At 41.7% G+C, this 17174-nt stretch carries 18 protein-coding genes and 1 riboswitch; of the genes, 12 read left to right on the forward strand and 6 right to left on the reverse strand.

Annotation, left to right across the window (positions count from 1 at the left end; genetic code table 11):
- The first annotated feature begins 104 nt into the window (after positions 1-104).
- Both IEW76_RS13700 and IEW76_RS13705 read left to right on the forward strand, forming a co-directional pair.
- Positions 105-611 carry a sigma-70 family RNA polymerase sigma factor gene (locus tag IEW76_RS13700; RefSeq protein ID WP_229721239.1) on the forward strand — a complete coding sequence of 169 codons (507 nt, stop codon included), beginning with the start codon at positions 105-107 and terminating at the stop codon, positions 609-611.
- Positions 604-1470 carry a DUF4367 domain-containing protein gene (locus tag IEW76_RS13705; protein ID WP_188654741.1) on the forward strand — a complete coding sequence of 289 codons (867 nt, stop codon included), beginning with the start codon at positions 604-606 and terminating at the stop codon, positions 1468-1470. Before IEW76_RS13700 ends, IEW76_RS13705 begins: the two co-directional genes overlap by 8 nt.
- A 180-nt stretch (positions 1471-1650) precedes the next feature.
- On the opposite strand, the gene IEW76_RS13710 is transcribed toward IEW76_RS13705, so the two are convergent.
- A complete protein-coding gene (locus IEW76_RS13710; protein ID WP_188654743.1) occupies positions 1651-2079 on the reverse strand; it encodes a ferritin-like domain-containing protein in 429 nt (142 codons plus the stop codon).
- Positions 2080-2299: 220 nt separating this feature from the next.
- On the opposite strand from IEW76_RS13710, the gene IEW76_RS13715 reads away from it, so the two are divergent.
- The 6 genes from IEW76_RS13715 (at position 2300) to IEW76_RS13740 (ending at position 8059) form a co-directional block, all read left to right on the forward strand.
- Positions 2300-4249 carry a phospholipase D-like domain-containing protein gene (locus tag IEW76_RS13715; RefSeq protein WP_229721240.1) on the forward strand — a complete coding sequence of 650 codons (1950 nt, stop codon included), beginning with the start codon at positions 2300-2302 and terminating at the stop codon, positions 4247-4249.
- 173 nt (positions 4250-4422) lie between these two features.
- On the forward strand, positions 4423-4938 hold the full coding sequence (locus IEW76_RS13720; protein ID WP_188654745.1) for a GNAT family N-acetyltransferase: 516 nt from the start codon (positions 4423-4425) through the stop codon (positions 4936-4938).
- Positions 4939-5244: 306 nt separating this feature from the next.
- Entirely contained in the window at positions 5245-5775 is a 531-nt protein-coding gene (locus IEW76_RS13725) for a GNAT family N-acetyltransferase (RefSeq protein WP_188654748.1), read from the forward strand.
- A gap of 177 nt (positions 5776-5952) precedes the next feature.
- Positions 5953-6669, forward strand: coding sequence for a nucleotidyltransferase domain-containing protein (locus tag IEW76_RS13730; RefSeq protein ID WP_308422078.1), 717 nt, complete (start codon positions 5953-5955; stop codon positions 6667-6669).
- 14 nt (positions 6670-6683) lie between these two features.
- Positions 6684-7205, forward strand: a complete 522-nt coding sequence (locus IEW76_RS13735) for an NUDIX domain-containing protein (RefSeq protein ID WP_188654752.1) — start codon at positions 6684-6686, stop codon at positions 7203-7205.
- Entirely contained in the window at positions 7202-8059 is an 858-nt protein-coding gene (locus IEW76_RS13740) for an aminoglycoside 6-adenylyltransferase (protein ID WP_188654754.1), read from the forward strand. Before IEW76_RS13735 ends, IEW76_RS13740 begins: the two co-directional genes overlap by 4 nt.
- Positions 8060-8092: 33 nt before the next feature.
- On the opposite strand, the gene IEW76_RS13745 is transcribed toward IEW76_RS13740, so the two are convergent.
- The 4 genes from IEW76_RS13745 to IEW76_RS13760 form a co-directional block, all read right to left on the reverse strand.
- A complete protein-coding gene (locus IEW76_RS13745) occupies positions 8093-8455 on the reverse strand; it encodes a hypothetical protein (protein ID WP_188654756.1) in 363 nt (120 codons plus the stop codon).
- Between the two features lie 174 nt (positions 8456-8629).
- A complete protein-coding gene (locus IEW76_RS13750) occupies positions 8630-9169 on the reverse strand; it encodes a D-glycero-alpha-D-manno-heptose-1,7-bisphosphate 7-phosphatase (protein ID WP_188654757.1) in 540 nt (179 codons plus the stop codon).
- Between the two features lie 318 nt (positions 9170-9487).
- Complete coding sequence (locus tag IEW76_RS13755; protein ID WP_188654759.1) at positions 9488-10447, reverse strand: ATP-grasp domain-containing protein; 960 nt, start codon at positions 10445-10447, stop codon at positions 9488-9490.
- Positions 10444-11505, reverse strand: a complete 1062-nt coding sequence (locus tag IEW76_RS13760; RefSeq protein WP_188654761.1) for an LLM class flavin-dependent oxidoreductase — start codon at positions 11503-11505, stop codon at positions 10444-10446. The genes IEW76_RS13755 and IEW76_RS13760 overlap by 4 nt, the downstream gene beginning before the upstream one ends.
- 168 nt (positions 11506-11673) lie before the next feature.
- Positions 11674-11779: riboswitch (SAM riboswitch) on the reverse strand.
- Positions 11780-12053: 274 nt separating this feature from the next.
- On the opposite strand from IEW76_RS13760, the gene IEW76_RS13765 reads away from it, so the two are divergent.
- The 4 genes from IEW76_RS13765 to IEW76_RS13775 all read left to right on the forward strand — a co-directional run bounded on the left by IEW76_RS13765 (position 12054) and on the right by IEW76_RS13775 (position 16958).
- The gene (locus IEW76_RS13765; protein WP_188654763.1) at positions 12054-13319 is read left to right on the forward strand and encodes a helix-turn-helix domain-containing protein; all 1266 of its coding nucleotides are present in this window, start codon (positions 12054-12056) and stop codon (positions 13317-13319) included.
- Between the two features lie 174 nt (positions 13320-13493).
- Positions 13494-13625, forward strand: coding sequence for a hypothetical protein (locus tag IEW76_RS20985; protein WP_268235068.1), 132 nt, complete (start codon positions 13494-13496; stop codon positions 13623-13625).
- Between the two features lie 1019 nt (positions 13626-14644).
- Entirely contained in the window at positions 14645-15778 is a 1134-nt protein-coding gene (locus tag IEW76_RS13770; RefSeq protein WP_188654765.1) for a HesA/MoeB/ThiF family protein, read from the forward strand.
- Positions 15771-16958: a PqqD family protein gene (locus tag IEW76_RS13775; protein ID WP_188654766.1), complete on the forward strand. Its 1188-nt coding sequence runs from the start codon at positions 15771-15773 to the stop codon at positions 16956-16958. Before IEW76_RS13770 ends, IEW76_RS13775 begins: the two co-directional genes overlap by 8 nt.
- Positions 16959-17080: 122 nt before the next feature.
- On the opposite strand, the gene IEW76_RS13780 is transcribed toward IEW76_RS13775, so the two are convergent.
- Positions 17081-17170, reverse strand: a complete 90-nt coding sequence (locus IEW76_RS13780; protein WP_373285995.1) for an IS3 family transposase — start codon at positions 17168-17170, stop codon at positions 17081-17083.
- Positions 17171-17174 lie beyond the last annotated feature (4 nt).

A 17174-nucleotide genomic window follows, 5' to 3' on the forward strand; every position in this document is an offset into this window, starting at 1 on the left:
CTTTTGAAGAAAGATTAATATAATTTAAGCCAAATGAGATATTGATTCGTCTAATGAGTGTAAAACAATAAAGAAAGAGAGGGTGAATAACAATTATTCGCTTAGTGAAAAAAGCTCAAAAGGGTAATGAAAAAGCTTTTGTTGAACTCTTTAGTCAGTATCAAGAAGACATATACCGGATTTCTTATACTTATGTAAAGAACCAAAATGATGCTTTGGATGTGGTTCAAGAGGTAGCGTATCGTTCGTTTAAGAAAATGGACACATTAAAGCATCCTGAATATTTCAAGACATGGCTAATCAAAATGGCTATTACATGTTCAATTGACCTAATACGAAAAAATAAAAAAGTCATTACGATAGACACAAACTATGAAAACTATATAGGGACTGAGGATCAAGATACGGCCTTATCAATCACCCTGCATGAATTACTAGATAAGTTAAATGAAGAGGAAAAAAGTATTATTATCTTAAAATTTTATCAAGGTTATACCTTTAAAGAAATTGCAGATATATTGGAGATTCCTTTAGGGACGGCAAAATCTAATATGTATCGGGCTTTGCAGAAACTACGAAATGATTTAGGGGAGGTTGGTAGGTGTGAATAACATTCGTGAGGAATTTGAAAAGATTGAGATCCCTGATGAACTAAACAGCAGGGTAGCTTCAGGAGTTCAACAAGCTAAGAGGGAGAAGAAGAGAAAGAGTAAATATCCGAATTGGGTTCTGGGGGCCGTGGCTTCCATTATGATTGTTGGGATAGGTTCCGCAATGGGTGGTTCATATATTGTGGATGCGGCAGAGTCTTTGCTCAATCAACTCTTTGGTTCCAAAGAAAAATTGATGGAAGCATATCCTGACGAAAGTTCTGGAGAGATTAGCTTCATGGAACAACACTTAGAATTCGCAGAAGAGAATTTAACAGAAGAAGAGTTCACCAACCTAAGTGACTTATATAAAGAACAGGCTGAGATATGGAGGGAAGTACGAGCGGAGGATAGGAGTCCTGATGTAGAAGAAGCCGCTAGGTTACACGAGATTAAAGAATTACAGTTATCTTATGAAAATCAATTTGCATTGAAGGAGGCTCAGCACTTATCTAGTTACACAGTTACACAACCAACATATGTTCCGGAGGGATACAAACAAACGAAGGAAAACTTCTTTATTACAGGAGAAGGCGATGAACCAGTGGTTACTTTCGACTATAGTAAGGGGGATGTTGGATATACGACATATCAACAGGAAATCAATCAAACAGATGATTTTGAGTATATTTGGGGCAATTTCGAAAATACAAAGTCCTATTCTTTGAGCGGGCATGAATTTATCTTTAAATACTCAGAAGAAAATCAGGCAACGGGTTTGAGGGTGAAGGTTCCGGATCAGGGATTTAAAATCACATTATTAGCTGACACATTATCAAAAGAAGAAGCGGAAAAGGTAGTGCTATCTATGCTTGAGTAGGAATATGGACTTCCAAATGAGCGGCATGGACTTGAAGAGTAAACAGCAAAGTACACTAGAAAGACCCTGCTCTTGTATATGATTGCAAAAAGATAGAAGCTCAAGGTATAGTAGCTACCTTGAGCTTCTATTAGTATCTTGCGACTAGATTTCATACAAGTGCTCGTGATTCTTTCCTACCTAATGAAGCAATCGATGGAGTGATTCTACATGTGCCCGATCTTCATCAATAACTTGTTCAATAAGTTCCTTTGTTTCTGGATCAAGATCCCCTTTTACGATCTCTTCAGAAAGTTCAACAGCATAGTAACTCTCAGCCCGTGCGGCACTATCGATAATTTTATGGGTCTCATCTGGCATCATAAATTTACCGATAAATCCTTGGACAGAACCTATTAAGCCTTCATCGTCAACTGGTGTACCGTTGAGGTCTTGAATTCGTGTAGCTACTTGTTGAGCGTGTTGTTTATGATCTTGCTGGATTTTTTGGAATTCCTTTTTAATCATGGGGTCATCTAGTTTCTTTATATACTGTTCGTAGGCGTGCACCCCCATGTATTGTCCCTTTAAAAAGGTGTTTAGAGTCTTGATTACATCATTTTCATGCATTTGGTTCAATCCTTTTTAGCTTAGTTTCTCTTTAAGATACTGTAGGTATGTATTCTGATTTCTTCTGTTCAACCTTTGGATTATAAAATTTCATATCATTTACATCTAGTCCTCCGAAAGTTCTCATTTATGTAAAGAATAGATTAATTTGGAAAACAAGAAGGAGTTGATGTGATACGTTTACATTGTATTCTAAACAATGTAAGAGGGGTTGAGAGAGTTGAAGAGACAAAGGAGTTTCATGATCACAGTAATCTGCACGTTGCTTATCGCATGTGTACCGATGGGGGATGTCGATGCAGTTACGGAGAAGGATGTTGTCATTAGTGAAGTCGCTTGGATGGGAACGACGACGAGTTACAATGATGAATGGCTGGAGCTTTCCAATAATACAGGCTCTAATATTAGTGTAGATGGCTGGACTCTAGAGGCTCAAGATGGATCACCAAGTATAGCGTTAACAGGAAGTATCTCAAGCGGAGGGACGTTTATCCTTGAGCGGACGGATGATACTACTGTTACTGAGGTGACAGCCGATGTTATTTACGCGGGCTCCCTAAGTAATAGTGGGGAAGTGCTAGAGCTGCGTGATTCTTCAGGAACTTTAATTGATTCAGTTGATAGCTGGTATGGTGGGGACAATACGTCTAAATCGACGATGGAACGGATCAATCTTACTGGGAATGGAACAGATGCGACCAACTGGGCAGATGCTACAGCTACATATAGCGGAGGATACGGTACTCCTTCAGGTAGTAAAGAAGAACCTCTTTGCGACTCGAAAGAGCACTTAAACCAAGTATCGAATACAGCTGGTTCCATTAATGTGTACTTCAATAAATGTGCATATGGCCAGTATGCAACAAGTGGAAACGAAGCGAACTATAATGTGAATCTTGAGGACCGATTGATTCAGCGTATAGAAGGCGCAACAGAATCGATTGACCTGGCTACATATGAAATTAACTTGCCAAGAGTCATTGATGCCCTTACGCAGAAAGCAGCTCAGGGCGTGGATGTGCGTGTCATTGCAGATGCAAAAGACGGCAGTGACCCACATTACACAGAACGTTACCAGACAATGCGCCTTTATATGGAACAGCTTGTAAGAGGAGAGGACGGAACGATTGGTACAGCCGATGATGTGGAAGTTTTCTCGGATTCGATTATGCTAGCGGTAGAAGATCAATCGTTACGTGATCAATATGGCTTGCCGAGTACAGTAAGCGGAATGGATTATGTGACGGTTGAAGTAGGTTCAGGCACAGAATCTGGCTACATGCTAGCAGATGCTGAAGAGAAGGAGCCAGGAAGCTACTATTCCCCTGGAAATCAAATGCACAATAAATTTGCTGTTATTGATGGGAAATGGGTCTTCACAGGAAGCTGGAACTTTACGAAAACGGGATTATATGGTTCAGATGAAAATTATCAAAATGATGTGTTAGGCGGAAACACGCAGCATGTCGTTGAGCTTCATTCAAGTGAATTAGCAGGGGTTTATAAGACTGAATTTGATGAAATGTGGGGAGCAAGCGGTATGACACCAGACCCGGCAGCTTCCAACTATCATGGGAGAAAGACCGACAACACACCACACACCGTCACGGTTGGAGGAAAAGAAGTTGAAGTCTATTTCTCTGCAGGTGACGATGCAGTAGGACATATGGCGAATGTCGTGAAGAACGAAGCGGATTACGGAGCTTACTTCACCATCTTTGCCTGGTCAGATCAAGCGCTAGTGAATGAGTTAAAGAACAAGTGGGAAGGTAGTTACGCAGATTTAGAAGGATCTTTAACTGGCTTTGATGTTAAAGGCGTTTACGATGAAGGCTTCTGGAATCAGTGGTGGTCGGCTTCGATTGAAATGACAGGTCGAACAGCTTCTCAAACGTCTGAAAATAATCCAAACATACGCTGGAATAATGCAGCTCCTGTCTATGAGGACAATGAAGATCGAAAGCTTCATAGTAAAACGATGCTCATCGACCCGACTCATCCAGAAAGTGACCCGACAGCGATCGTTGGATCAACGAACTGGAGTACGAACGGGAATGAGATCAATGATGAAAATATGCTGTTCATTCATGATGCAGCGATTACGAATCAGTTCTTGCAAGAGTTCTATGCACGGTATGATGCGGCTGGGGGAACTATTCCGGCTCAGTAGTAAAAGAAGAAAAGGTGGCGCTTAGAGTCAGAGAACTCTAAGCGCTTTTTTGTTCATTGTGATGTATTTCTTTAAAAGGTATTTATTCATTTTTATTGAAGTGTAGAGAGTAGATGTTTTTATTTTCCATTACATAGTTTTGTATAGTTTCATAAATAAAGAGGAGGGGTTAGATGAATATACGAAGAGCTGTAGATGGGGATGCTGAAGGAATTTCCAGGGTGCATGTGGATAGTTGGAGAACGACCTACAAGAACATCATACCTGAAGAAGTCTTAAAGAAATTATCATACGACAAGAGAACAGAATTATGGAAAAAGAATATCTCAAAGGACGGAAACTTTGTTTTTGTTGCAGAAAACGAGAATGGTGAGATTGTTGGGTTTGCCGATTGTGGAAAGAGAGAGAATAACAACGCTGAGAATGCTGGGGACTTAACTTCAATTTATCTTCTTGAAGAATACCAGGGTAAAGGTATAGGGAAACAGCTGATGAAGCGACTTTTTCATCAATTTAAAGAGTTAAACTATACTAAAGTCTTTGTGGAAGTATTAGATGATAACAAAACTCGTTACTTTTATGAATATTACGGAGCCGAATTTTTAAGAAAAGAGACAATCAAGATGGGCGGCGCTGAATTATCACTTTTAATCTATCACTGGGAAAGTATTGAAGGAGTACCTAATTAGAGTTTAGGGAAGAAATACATAGTATTTAAACCACCGTTTGTATGGGGTTGGGACGTTAAACGAAATAGGTTATAGGAAGGAGGATATCCATGGGATTGATACTAGCGATAGTAGGGGTTGTATCGTCGGTAGGAGTTTTATTTTATATGGGGAAGTCCGGGTTTGAATGGGGTAAGACTGCTGATGAGGATGATAATAAGTAACCTTTAACATCAATATAAACAATGAATAAGCGCTTATACTCCAATTACTGTGGAAGATTATGTTAAGATCATTACGTACACAGTCGAAAAGGAGTGGGGCAGTATGGTCTTTGAAACAGAGCGGATCAGGTTTAGAAAGCTTGAGAAGGATGATATGGAATTACTTCATCGTTGGCAGAATGATACGACGGTTCATACGAATATGAGCACGTCGATTGATTTATATAGCATGGAAGACATGGAGAAGTTCTATGAAAGAATGAAGGAATCGAGGAGCTACATCATCATAGAGAAAAATGGGGGCAAAGAAGTTGGTAGCATCACGCTCGTCCGAGAAAACAACCAACAACAAAATGCGGAATTCCTACTGATGATTGGAGAAAAAGATTATTGGGGCGAAGGGTACGGAAAAGAGGCCCTCCTATTATTCTTAAACTTTGTCTTTATGGAACTGAATTTACACAAAATCAGTCTTAAAGTATTTTCCTTTAACCAAAAAGCGAAGAGCATGTACGAGCGCATGGGCTTTAAAGTAGAAGGGCAGTTGCGTGAGGTCTTCTTCCGAAATGGCGAGTGGCAAGACATGTTTATTATGGGGATGCTTCAGGATGAATATAGGGCACTGTACACGTAACATTCTTTGCACTTTCGTTTTATAGAACGGAGGTGCTTTTTCTTTATGGAAAATTGAAGGAATAGTTGGATATTTATGCTAAACTAATGAGACACATCACGCTCCACCGGGGTACACCACGAGCGTGTCTGCAAGGAAGATTAGAAATTCATTTCAACTATACAGGAGATGAAGGATATGAGGACAGATCGATTATCACCAATGAAAGCAGCACAATTGTTTGTCGACGCATTTTTTCCACAATGTAGTGGGGCTTTGCTAGCTGGAAGTACGGTTCGCGGAGAGGAGACAGAGAAGTCAGATTTAGACATCGTCATCTTTGATCAGAATCGTTGCTCCTCATATAGAGAGTCGCTTATAGCTTACGAGTGGCCTGTAGAGGTCTTTGTTCACAGTCTGGAATCATACCGAGCGTTCTTTAAGAGTGATGTGGAACGAGCGCGTCCTTCTTTACCTCGTATGGTCTCAGAAGGAAAGATTATAAGTGGATGGGACGTTGTCATGCCAATTAAAGCAGAAGCGGATCATGTGCTAAATCGGGGGCCGGAGAATTGGTCCGACGACACGACCCAGATGAAGCGATATTTCCTTACCGATACGCTTGAAGATTTCATCGGAAGTGATAACAGGTCTGAAACGCTATGTATCACTTATACGCTGGCGGATCAGATTAGTGAATTTGTTTTGCGGACAAACAGAAGATGGGTGGGATCTTCTAAGTGGGTCATTCGGGCCTTGAAGGAGTATGATCCTGAGTTTGCCACGCGCTACAGTGATGCGTTTGATCATTTTTATACATATGGAAGTAAAGACAGAGTCGTTCACCTCACTGACGAAGTGTTGGAGCCCTTTGGAGGACGGTTGTTTGATGGATTTGTATTAGGGGAGAAATAGAGGAGGTATTGTGAATGTTTTATAAGGAATATCGTGAAGAGAGTGAGAGTGAACGTCATTTACCCATTCGTCATCGAAAGGCAGTGCGGGCGGTGATCTGGGATGCTGGGAAAATCTTATTGGTCTACACGAATCAAGGTATTTATACGTTCCCAGGTGGAGGCGTAGAAGCGGGTGAGAGCGATGAGGAAGGTGTCATTCGTGAAGTAGCTGAAGAGACCGGGTATGTGAATGGTCTGGTCAATGAGAAGATTGGTGAAGTTGTTGAGAGCAATCCGGACCATAAGAATCCAGGTATGGTCTTTGAAATGATATCCCATTACTACAACTGTGAGTTGAAAAATAATGAACAGATTCCGTTGCAGTTGGAAGGGTATGAACGTGCAGAAGAATACGAGCCGCGCTGGGTAACGCTTGAAGAAGCGATTGAGCAAAATGAGGCGGCAAGAGGGTACGGAGAAGCACGTTGGTTGCGGCGTGAAACGTATGTGCTAAGGGAATTACAGAAGCAATTGCAGCAGGAGGGGAGTCGGTGAGAAGTTACGAAGAGATGATGGAGCTCATTTTAGGGAGAGCACGACAGGATGAGAATATTCGGATCGTCGAGCTTAATGGCTCAAGAGCGAATCCTCGTGCGGTGGAAGACCGATTCCAAGATTACGACATTATCTACTATGTAGAAGATCTCAAACTTTATTTAGAAGATCACTCTTGGATTGATGTTTTCGGTGATCGGCTCATTATGCAAATGCCTGATGTAAATGATGGGCTTCCAGAAGACGGGGAATGGAAGAGGTTCGCGTATTTAATGTTGTTTGAAGACGGCAATCGAATTGACTTAACGCTCGTTCCTCTCAAATACCTTGAAGAGTCCCTTCAAGCCCGAGATTATCGAAAAGTTTTATTGGATAAAGATGATCGGATTAAAAGGTCAGTGGATCCAGTTGAGGACCCTTTTCTCATACAGAAACCTACAGCGAGAGATTATGAGAGGTGTGTGAATGAATTCTGGTGGGTGAGTACATATGTGGCAAAGGCTTTATGGAGAGAAGAACTCACGCTTGCGAAATCTATTATGGAAGAACCGGTTCGTGACATGTTAATCCGCATGTTGTCGTGGGAAGTAGGGATTCGAACGAACTTTGCCGTCAGTGTTGGCAAGGGTGGTAAGGATCTTGAGAAGTACTTGAAACAGGAAGAGTGGAAGCAAGTAGTGGAAACGTATCCTGACGGAGAATACGAACACATGTGGAGAAGCTTGTTTACGATGTGTGATTTGTTCGAGGAAGTTTCTGAGCATGTAGCTGGTTTCTTTGGCTATGAAAAGTCAGACGAAGGAAAACGGGTCAGACCCTACTTACACCACGTAAAACGTTTACCCGTTAGGTAGTCAGCATGGAGCTGGCTACCTTTTTTGTTGAGGTTATTTAATCTCTGTTGTGACTTTATATAAGTTGTTCTTATAAAGGTAACGAGCACCGTCCATAGGTTCCGAGTAATATCCGACCGTTAGGACTACCTCTTCATCATGGATGAAATCAAGATAGAAGTCAGGGCTGGCCATATCAACGTTTGAAACATCGTTCGTGCGAGCCCTTCTTAAGTCGGCAAGTAGGTCATTAATGGTGTCTTGATCCTTAATGGTGAACTGCAACTTTCCTGTTCCGGATCCAAGTTGGTTTTCATAAACGTTAATCGATGTCGCTTCAATATCGAAAGCCTCATTTTGGCAAGCGCTCAGCACAATCAAGCAAAGCATGAGCGGAAGCATAGCAAATCTTCTCATAACAAACTCCCCTTCTTCTCTCTCTTAGTACAGACGAATAGAAGGGGAGAAACGTTACACCTTAATGGAATCTATTGCTTAATCAGGTGAAATAATCGGGGCCTGCTTTACCACGCTAGAGCAATAAACGGTGCCAGACACGCTTTCGTTCGCTAAAGCGTGTCTGGCGCCGATTTACTGTTTTTGAGCATCTTGTATGATCCATTGGGCCGCGTCGTAAAGGGTGGGGAAGGTAGCGTTAGCAAGTCCGTAGTCTTCACCTAGGAAGACGGTTTTTGTGCCAGCATTTTGTCCAGCTTCAATATCCGGCTCTCGGTCCCCAACCATATAAGAAGTAGACAGGTCAATATCATGTTCTTTTGCTATGTCTTCGATCATTTTACTACCAGGCTTCCGGCAATCACAGCCTTCTTTTGGTTTGTGAGGGCAATAGCATACCTCATCAATTACTGCACCTAGTTTCTTTAGTTCGTCTACCATGTACTGATGGATATCCTGCAGCTGTTCTTCTTTCATATACCCTAACCCAACGCCGCCCTGGTTCGTGATCACAGCGATTAAGTCAAAAAGGCCTGACTCATTCAGCATTTGAATAGCCTCAGGGACGCGAGGGAGAAAGAACAAGTCCTCGCGTTTATTTACGAATTTCACACGGTCTGTTAGAACTTCGTTGATGACCCCGTCCCGGTCTAGAAATACAGCTCGCTTTGTCATTGGGCATCCCTCCATCGATCTTCTAACAGGTAGTATACCCAAGAAATCTGTATATATGGTGAGGTTTCCGTTACGTTATTGGAGCGAAAGGTGGTTCGGGAAATCACTCGCTTTCCGCGGCGAGCTGGGGAGCCTCCTCAATCGCTACGCGCTTTGCGGGGTCTCCCCTAGGCTCTTTCTGCCGCAGGAGTCTCGCAATTTCCCGAACCACCTTTACCGTATTAGGGGGAACGGAAACATATAGCACGTGGACACCTCGCGCTTAACTACCTCAACGAGAAAGTTTTCATAAAAAAAGCAAAGCCAGTAAGGCTTTGCTTAAGGGGTGGAGATTGCTGATGGGTATTGTTCTTTCAGACGTTCTCCTAGGTAGGTAGCGAGTTGGAGCATACCATATATGCCTGATACGGCTTCGGCGTCTGAGTTGTAGTTGGTGTTTGTGTTCACATCGTACGTGTATACATTGCCATTGTGGTCCTGAATCGCTTCGATTCCGGCTACTTTAATGTTATTAGCAGAAAGGAAAGCTTGGTAGGACTCAATGAGTGGATCTGAGTAGCCTTCTAGAATTTCAAATTTCGCACCGCCTGTTTCTTCTGTGCCGGTTGGGCAGTGTAGATCTTCGATGGTGCAGGCGTCTGCGGGGCATAGTTCAAAGCCTTCAGATGTATCGACTTTTACGGCGTATAGGAACTTGCCGCCGACGAATTCGTGACGAACGATATACGGTTTTGGTGCTTCGATATATTGCTGAACGAGGGTGATGCCGTCTACGGGTTCTTCGAACGAGTCTCCATACACATATTCTTCAAGTGCTTTAATGGAGTGGAAGAGCTGTACGCCTTGCCCTTTGCCGGCGCGGTTGTGTTTCGTAATAAATGGAGCAAGGTCAAGCTTTTTAGCTGCTTCAATAATTTGATCTTTCCCGACGGCTGTAATCGTCTTTGGTGTGGTGATGCCTTCTTGATTTAACGCCATATACTGATTTACTTTACTTAGCTCAAGGCGCAGGGCGCGGCTGCCATTCACAACTGTTCGACCGTGGCGTTCGAGCCAAGCTAGTACGGCTTCTGTGAATTCAGGTGCGAAGCGGTGATCTCTCGTGTGAGAAGAGGCGCTCATTCGGTTATAAAAAATTCCTTCTGGTGGCTCTTCTGTTAGATCGACCGTTCCCTGGTCTAAGTGCCATAACTCAAACGGCAAGCCGAGCTCTTTTAGGCGCCCTGTTAAGTGATCGGTCCATTCATCATTTTCATGTAATACGTAAATCTTTGTCATTGTGGTACCTCCTTGAAGTGTATGCGTTTTTCTTCTACGAGTGGCATAACGTCCCGGCTGAAGCGCTCCATCTCTTCTAGCTGCGGTGAGCATTGAAGGAGGAGTAGGTCGAGCCCAGCTTGTTCGTATTGTAAAATGCGATCAGCAATTTGCTCGGGTGTGCCAATCAGTTTTGGACGAAGTCCTCTATTTGAAACGGAATAATCCTGTAGGTCGACTTGTTGTTCAAGCTGTGACTTGCTTGTGAAATCACTGTATCCCGCGTAAGCTCCAGAATCTTTTACATCTGTAATCCGGTTTAATTCCTGAAGTGCTTCTTCTTCTGTATTGCGGCAAATGACGTAAGCGGCCATTCCGAAAGATTGGAACGGGGCGTGACCGGCTTCCTTGCGTCTCTCTTTCATATCATCGATCTTTGTTTTAATTTCATCGACCGTTCCGCCATGCATGACATAGGCGTCACAGTGATTGACGATTGTTTCTTTTCCTCGTGGACTTTCACCACCTGCGTAAAGCTTCGGATAAGGCTTTTGCACAGGTTTTGGGTGAAGGTGGGTATTCTCAATGGAATAAAACTTCCCGTCGTAGCTAACGGGTTCTTCTTTTGTCCAAAGAGATTTTAACACTCTTAGAAATTCATCGGTTCGATCATAGCGTTCATCGTGTGCAGTGAACGATCCTCCGTATTGTTTGGCTTCTTCTTGCCACCAGGCGGATACGACATTTAAGGTGAAGCGGCCTCCTGAGATTTGATCAATATTCGCGGCCATTTTAGCTGTTACTGCTGCATTATGAAAATTAGGTCTGACTGCGGCCATGATTTCTGTAGTTTCACTCACAGCTGCAAGGCCTGCTGCTGTTGTCCAGGCTTCTAAGGAATCCTGATCGGTTCCTTTTATATCATTTAAATACAACTCCGCAATAAGGGTTGTATCAAATCCTAACTGTTCCCCTCGTTGAATGACTTTCTTGGCATAGTCGAATGTTGGAGGCATGCTTTCATCCTCAACATTCCTAAGCCACCCTCCGAAAATCGGTAACCAATATCCGTACCTCACCTGACTCAGCTCCTCTTTATAATAGTATATCAGATTAAACAACCCAAGTTACTTGGAATTAAACGTTACGCGTCCAATTTCCTTCTATATATATGAAGGAAGGTACTAAAAAACCCCCTCAACTTGTCCTTGAGACGAGATGAGAGGGTTCTGAATACGAGTCCCGCTCTCTCATCTTTCAGGCTTTCACCTGATTGGAATTGGCACGGTATTCACATCAGAACCCGTTGCCGAGGTTTCAAAGGGCCAGTCCCTCCACCTCTCTTGATAAGAAGAGTTAATTTTCGAACTTTTTTGTTGATGATTATATTACGCTCTTATGAGTGAGTTGTCAATGAAATGTAAGTCAAAACTTTCACCTAAAAATTACGTGCTCTTTTTTGTTGGATAAAGGGAATGGTTCTAATGACCCACGGCAAAAGGGGTCTTCCGTCCTGATTCGGGGAGACGAAATGTTTGCTAAACTAATACTAAGGAAATATTTTTGAATTTTCAGCATCTTTGTTGAACACATACAACGAGTCCACTATGGTATGGGGGAATCTTTGGTGCACATTGGGAGAAGAATTAAATACGTAAGGCAATTACGTGGTTTATCGCAGAGTGAGCTTAGTGTTGGGGTGGTTTCATCTACTCATCTCAGCAATATTGAATCTGGTAAGTACATTCCGTCTAAAGATATTCTTGTGCTTTTTGCGGACAAGCTTGAGGTAGATCAGGACTACTTGTGTGAGTACGAGAAGAAAGATCAGACTTTAATCGATCAAGTTATAGAACTGAAAGATGCGGTCATTATTGGTGACGGCCCTAGAGTAGAGAAACTGTTAAATCATTTGGAATCTCAGGAGGACGAAGTTGTTCAAGGTATGTATAGTGAACTCTTATATACGCTCATTAAAGGTGCCCATTTCATGAAAACAGGGAGCCATTCAGAAGAACTGACTTCGATTCAACTACTAGTAAACCTTTATATAAAAGAAGGGGAGAAGCTAGACGATCCGGTACTTTTGTCGTTCTATGACTACTATTATGGTTTGTATCACTTTCAACACAACCATATTCAAAAGAGCTTAAAGCACTATTATAGACTCGTCGCGAATACACAGGATGAATTAGAGAAGGGCTTGTTCTTCTATAATATCTCTTTGCTCCATAAGCAAAACAGAGAGTACTATAAAGCGATCGAAGCAGCCAAAGAGTGTCTTCATGTGTTCCAACAAAAGCTCGAATGGGATCGGTTAGGCGAAACGTATAATATGATAGGGGTCATACATTGGGAGATGGGTGAGTGTGAAACGGCAATGGAGTACCTTCTCAAGGGAGAGAAGATTGTCTCCATGACGAATAATGAGAAGTTAAAGAGCCGCATCCATCATAATTGTGGACTCATTAATAAACAACTTGGTGACTATGGGGCGGCCATCTATTATTTCAGGAAGTCTATAGAAGAAAAGTCTACTATTTGCGACGTGGATAGTATCATTCTTCCTTATCATTCGTTAATTGGTTGTTTAATCGATCGAAATAAAATCGATGAAGCGAAAACCGTTCTTTCACATGCAAGACAACAATGCCAATTGGAGAAAGATCAATATTATTTAAGAGAATTAGAGGCATTTATTCTTGAAAAAGAAGACAGGTTTGAAGATTTCGAACGATGTATGAATCAATTAATAAGGGAATTAGAAGAAATGAAATATCATAATAAGTTAAAAGGTCTCTATGAACGCCTTGGAGATTATTACTATAAGAACAGGAAATATAAATTAGCTGCCGTATATATGAAAAAAGAAATTCAGTTAAATTCTGTCTAGTGAATGCTGCTTGTGTCTATGCGCGTGTGTGAATTAAGAAGCTTTGCAAAACTTTTTGTTAATGCGATCAATTTTCCCTGATGTTTTTGTAATGTTTTGTATTACCCCTTAATTATTCAAAATAATCTAAAAAATAGGTATAATGAGTATAGATTAATCAAGGAGGGCTAACACGTGAAAAAGTTAACGACTGTAGTAGCAGCTATTCTACTAACACTAGGTTTTAGCATGTTTCAAGGCGGTTTCGATCTAGCTGGAGACGAAGGAGACGTTGCTGGGTTGAATGATGAAGAGGTTGTTAGCTAAGAAATCTTTCCGATATAGACCATCATATAATTTGAGTTAGCAAAAAGGGCAATGGCTCATAATCAGAGTGAAATCTCTGATAGGGGGCCAGGCCCTTTTTTTATACGTAAACCTAGAGTCTATCATTGCTGGTTTTCCAGTTGTGGTAGACTCTTCTGTTTTCTTGAGAAAATAAGGGTGTTAGAAGCGTAAATTTAGTGATCATTTTACGTCTGAATCTTTGTCTGGGAACAAAAGTTTTAAATATAAAGAGTAATTACTAGTCTTAAATCTGTAATATTTCGTTAAGTAGTAAAACTATTCAAAAAAGTATGAATATTTTGTATGATTAACTCAGATCAAAAGTACAGCCCATTACATAAGAGGTTGCTACTTGAAAGGAGGAGTACTCATGAAGATTGAAGTGAAAAAGACTGAAAAACTTAAGCCGACATACGTACCATACGCTGGCTAAGTTTTATACTTAGTTGATCTCAAACAAATCTGTCATAAAGGAGGTTCTCTTCATGAAAATCGAAGTGAAAAAGACTGAGAAGCTTAAACCAACAGTTATCCCTTACGGTGGCTAAGTTCTATACTTAGTTAATCTCAACTCAAATCTCAGATAAAGGAGGAATACTCATGAAAATTGAAGTGAAAAAGACTGAGAAGCTTAAACCAACAGTTATCCCTTACGGTGGCTAAATTCTTACTTAATTATCACTCAATCCCAGCTGGCGAAAGGAGGTTTTCTTTATGAAAATCAAAGTCAAAAAGACTGAAAAACTTAAGCCAACATACTACCCTTATATCTCCTAGTCTTCCCTTCTTAGATCAATTGAAGTTGGTCTAGGAATCTACAAATAAAGTCGAAACAAGAGGAGGTTTCTTTCATGAAAATTAAAGTGAAAAAGACTGAAAAGCTTAAGCCGACTTACTATCCTTACATTTCTTAGTATCAAGTTCTTGTACATTCTAAAACGATACCATAATGGGGCCGTACTCGATACGGTCCTATTTTAATACTTGGAGGGATTTGAATGAACGCTGTATTTAAACGAACGTTACGACCAGTTGTACAGATGGGGAACGAACTTCAGATTGGTATGAATGAGAATCACACAACGTTAGATGATCCGGATGGTCTGGTGTTTCAACTTACAGAACTACTAGATGGCACACATTCTAATGAAGAGGTGGCTGTGAAACTTGGAATTTCGATGGAAGAAGTCGAAGGGGCAATCGCTGCTCTTGATGGTCTTGGATTTATTGAATCTTCAGAGGTTCCTGGAACGTTTAAGGATTCTGAGTTGGAGCGTTATGAGGCGAATTTAAACTATTATTCCAGCTACTCCAATCTAGAAACAAGCAAATATTCATTTCAGGAAAAGTTAAAAGGCGCTAAAGTAGCTGTAATCGGACTTGGTGGTGGTTGTTTAACAACGGCTTACTTAGCTGGGTTAGGCGTGGGAGAAATTCGAGGACTTGATTTCGATACGGTTGGCAGAAGCAATCTGAACCGCCAATTTATCTTTAATGAGAACGATATTGGAAGGTTAAAGTCGGAAGTGGCTCAGGAGAAAGTGGAGGCTATTAACCCAGATATAAGTGTGACCATGTACAATCGTGAAATTACCTCACACCACGATCTATTAGATATTATTGATGGATGCGATATTGTGTTAAGTATGATTGATAGCCCGACAATCGTCTGCAGCCGTTGGGTAAATGCAGCCTGCTACATAAAAGGAATTCCGTATATTCAAGGTGGCTTTATGAACAAGATCGTTGTGTGGGAACGTTTTGATCCTGCTCATGGAAGTTGTTATGACTGTCGCTTAATCGATAGTATTGTGAAAGATCCTTCTGAAGAATACCGATTACGAACGGTCTACAATTTAATCTTCTCTCGCCGAAACACTGGGTTTGCCCCGCACGTATCGATGCTAACCGGCTTCTTTGCATCTGAGGTGGTCAAGTATATTACAGACTATGCAAACGTGTCGAAAGCTTATTCTCAACTCAATACAGAAACGATGGAACTTGTTCAACAAGATCACCAGTTTGAAAGGGTTCCAACCTGTCCGACATGTGGTGAGAAAGCGTTCGAAGAGATCTCAAGTCTTGATGAATTAATCGAAAGCGCGAAAGAAATGAGGGTTCCTCATGGATAATTTAACAACAGATACGGTCCTTGATTGTACGCACCTTTCCGTTCAACAGGACGGGGAAGAATTTACGGTAGGGGATCCAGCTACTGGAGAATTTATACGTGTACCTGAAGTGGCAGTAGATGTGGTACGTGGATTCGATGGGGAAAAGACAATTGCAGAGGTGAAACAAGAAGTAGAAGCAAAGTATGGGGAAGATGTAGATGTTCTCGATTTCGCAGAGACGCTAATTGAAATGGAGCTCGTCTTGAAAATAAACGGTGAAGTTATCAACGAGGAGATCGAGCGAGAGGTAAATCCTAAGCTCCAGAAGCTCGGCTCCTTCTTCTACAACCCGGTAGCTGTTGGTTTTTACGGACTTGCAACAGTCTCAGCAATTATTCTCTTCCTTGTGCAGCCACAGTTATTCCCAACATTTAGAGACGTTTTTCTATTTGAGTCAGTCGGTTTAAGCTCCCTTATTATTCTATTCACTATGGCTGTGTTAACGATCGTCCACGAAATTGGGCACGCGTTAGCAGCTTCAAGATTAGGTATTAAAACAAAGATCCAATTAAATTTAAGAATGGTCTTCCTTGTAGCTGAAACAGACATGTCAGGGTTATGGTCCCGTGAGAGGAAGGAACGTTACTTGCCGTATTTCGCAGGTATGGCTTGGGATGGTGCGATTCTATTTTTCTGCCTGATCATTCAGATCTTATTCCCAGTCGCATCCGTTATGGCTATTGGACAAATGATTACATTCTTTATTCTATACAACATATTAGGCCAGTTCATTTTCTTCTTAAGAACCGATGTCTATTTCATCATTACAAATTGGGTCAACACATCAGCCCTTCACCAACATAGCATCATCTTCTTGCAAAACCTCTTCTTAAAGCGTAACCAGGATGAGTGGAGCCGGTTAGCTGCTCATGAGCAGAAGCATGCTAAGTGGTTCTCTGGGCTATATACGGTTGGCGGCGCGCTTGCGATCTTCTTATTTGGTTACTTTCAAATTCCGCCGGTTGTGTATATGATTCAGCAGGCTTATGGGCATTTGACGACAGAGGCGGTTACGAATGCTTACTTTTGGGATGGGGTTATTGTGATTGGGGTTCTGGCAATTCAGGTGCTTCTGTGGTTGTTCGGGCTACGAACGGCTATGCGTGAACGCCAGGCTAGTCAGGCTGTGAGTGCTTAATGTTTCCGATTGCTTGGGTGGAGTGTAAGGTGGGCCTGGAAACCACCCGCTTTCCTGTGGGGAGCTGGTGAGCCTCCTCAACCGGCAAGGTGCACTGAACCCACAATTTTGGTCATATGTATTTAAGCTGCAGTCTGGCCTTGTTCTCTATAGGTAACAGGGCTCTTTCCGCCAAGCTTCATTTTAATTCGCTTATGATTGTAATAATAGATATAC

This window comes from Pontibacillus salipaludis (genome assembly GCF_014642405.1).
GTDB lineage: Bacteria > Bacillota > Bacilli > Bacillales > BH030062 > Pontibacillus > Pontibacillus salipaludis.

Bases quoted from the DNA above. Each gene is read 5' to 3' on its own strand.
- IEW76_RS13710 (WP_188654743.1), bottom strand. From the start codon at position 2,079: ATGCATGAAAATGATGTAATCAAGACTCTAAACACCTTTTTAAAGGGA.
- IEW76_RS13720 (WP_188654745.1), top strand. From the start codon at position 4,423: ATGAATATACGAAGAGCTGTAGATGGGGATGCTGAAGGAATTTCCAGG.
- IEW76_RS13725 (WP_188654748.1), top strand. From the start codon at position 5,245: ATGGTCTTTGAAACAGAGCGGATCAGGTTTAGAAAGCTTGAGAAGGAT.
- IEW76_RS13730 (WP_308422078.1), top strand. From the start codon at position 5,953: ATGAGGACAGATCGATTATCACCAATGAAAGCAGCACAATTGTTTGTC.
- IEW76_RS13735 (WP_188654752.1), top strand. From the start codon at position 6,684: ATGTTTTATAAGGAATATCGTGAAGAGAGTGAGAGTGAACGTCATTTA.
- IEW76_RS13745 (WP_188654756.1), bottom strand. From the start codon at position 8,455: ATGAGAAGATTTGCTATGCTTCCGCTCATGCTTTGCTTGATTGTGCTG.
- IEW76_RS13750 (WP_188654757.1), bottom strand. From the start codon at position 9,169: ATGACAAAGCGAGCTGTATTTCTAGACCGGGACGGGGTCATCAACGAA.
- IEW76_RS13755 (WP_188654759.1), bottom strand. From the start codon at position 10,447: ATGACAAAGATTTACGTATTACATGAAAATGATGAATGGACCGATCAC.
- IEW76_RS13770 (WP_188654765.1), top strand. From the start codon at position 14,645: ATGAACGCTGTATTTAAACGAACGTTACGACCAGTTGTACAGATGGGG.
- IEW76_RS13775 (WP_188654766.1), top strand. From the start codon at position 15,771: ATGGATAATTTAACAACAGATACGGTCCTTGATTGTACGCACCTTTCC.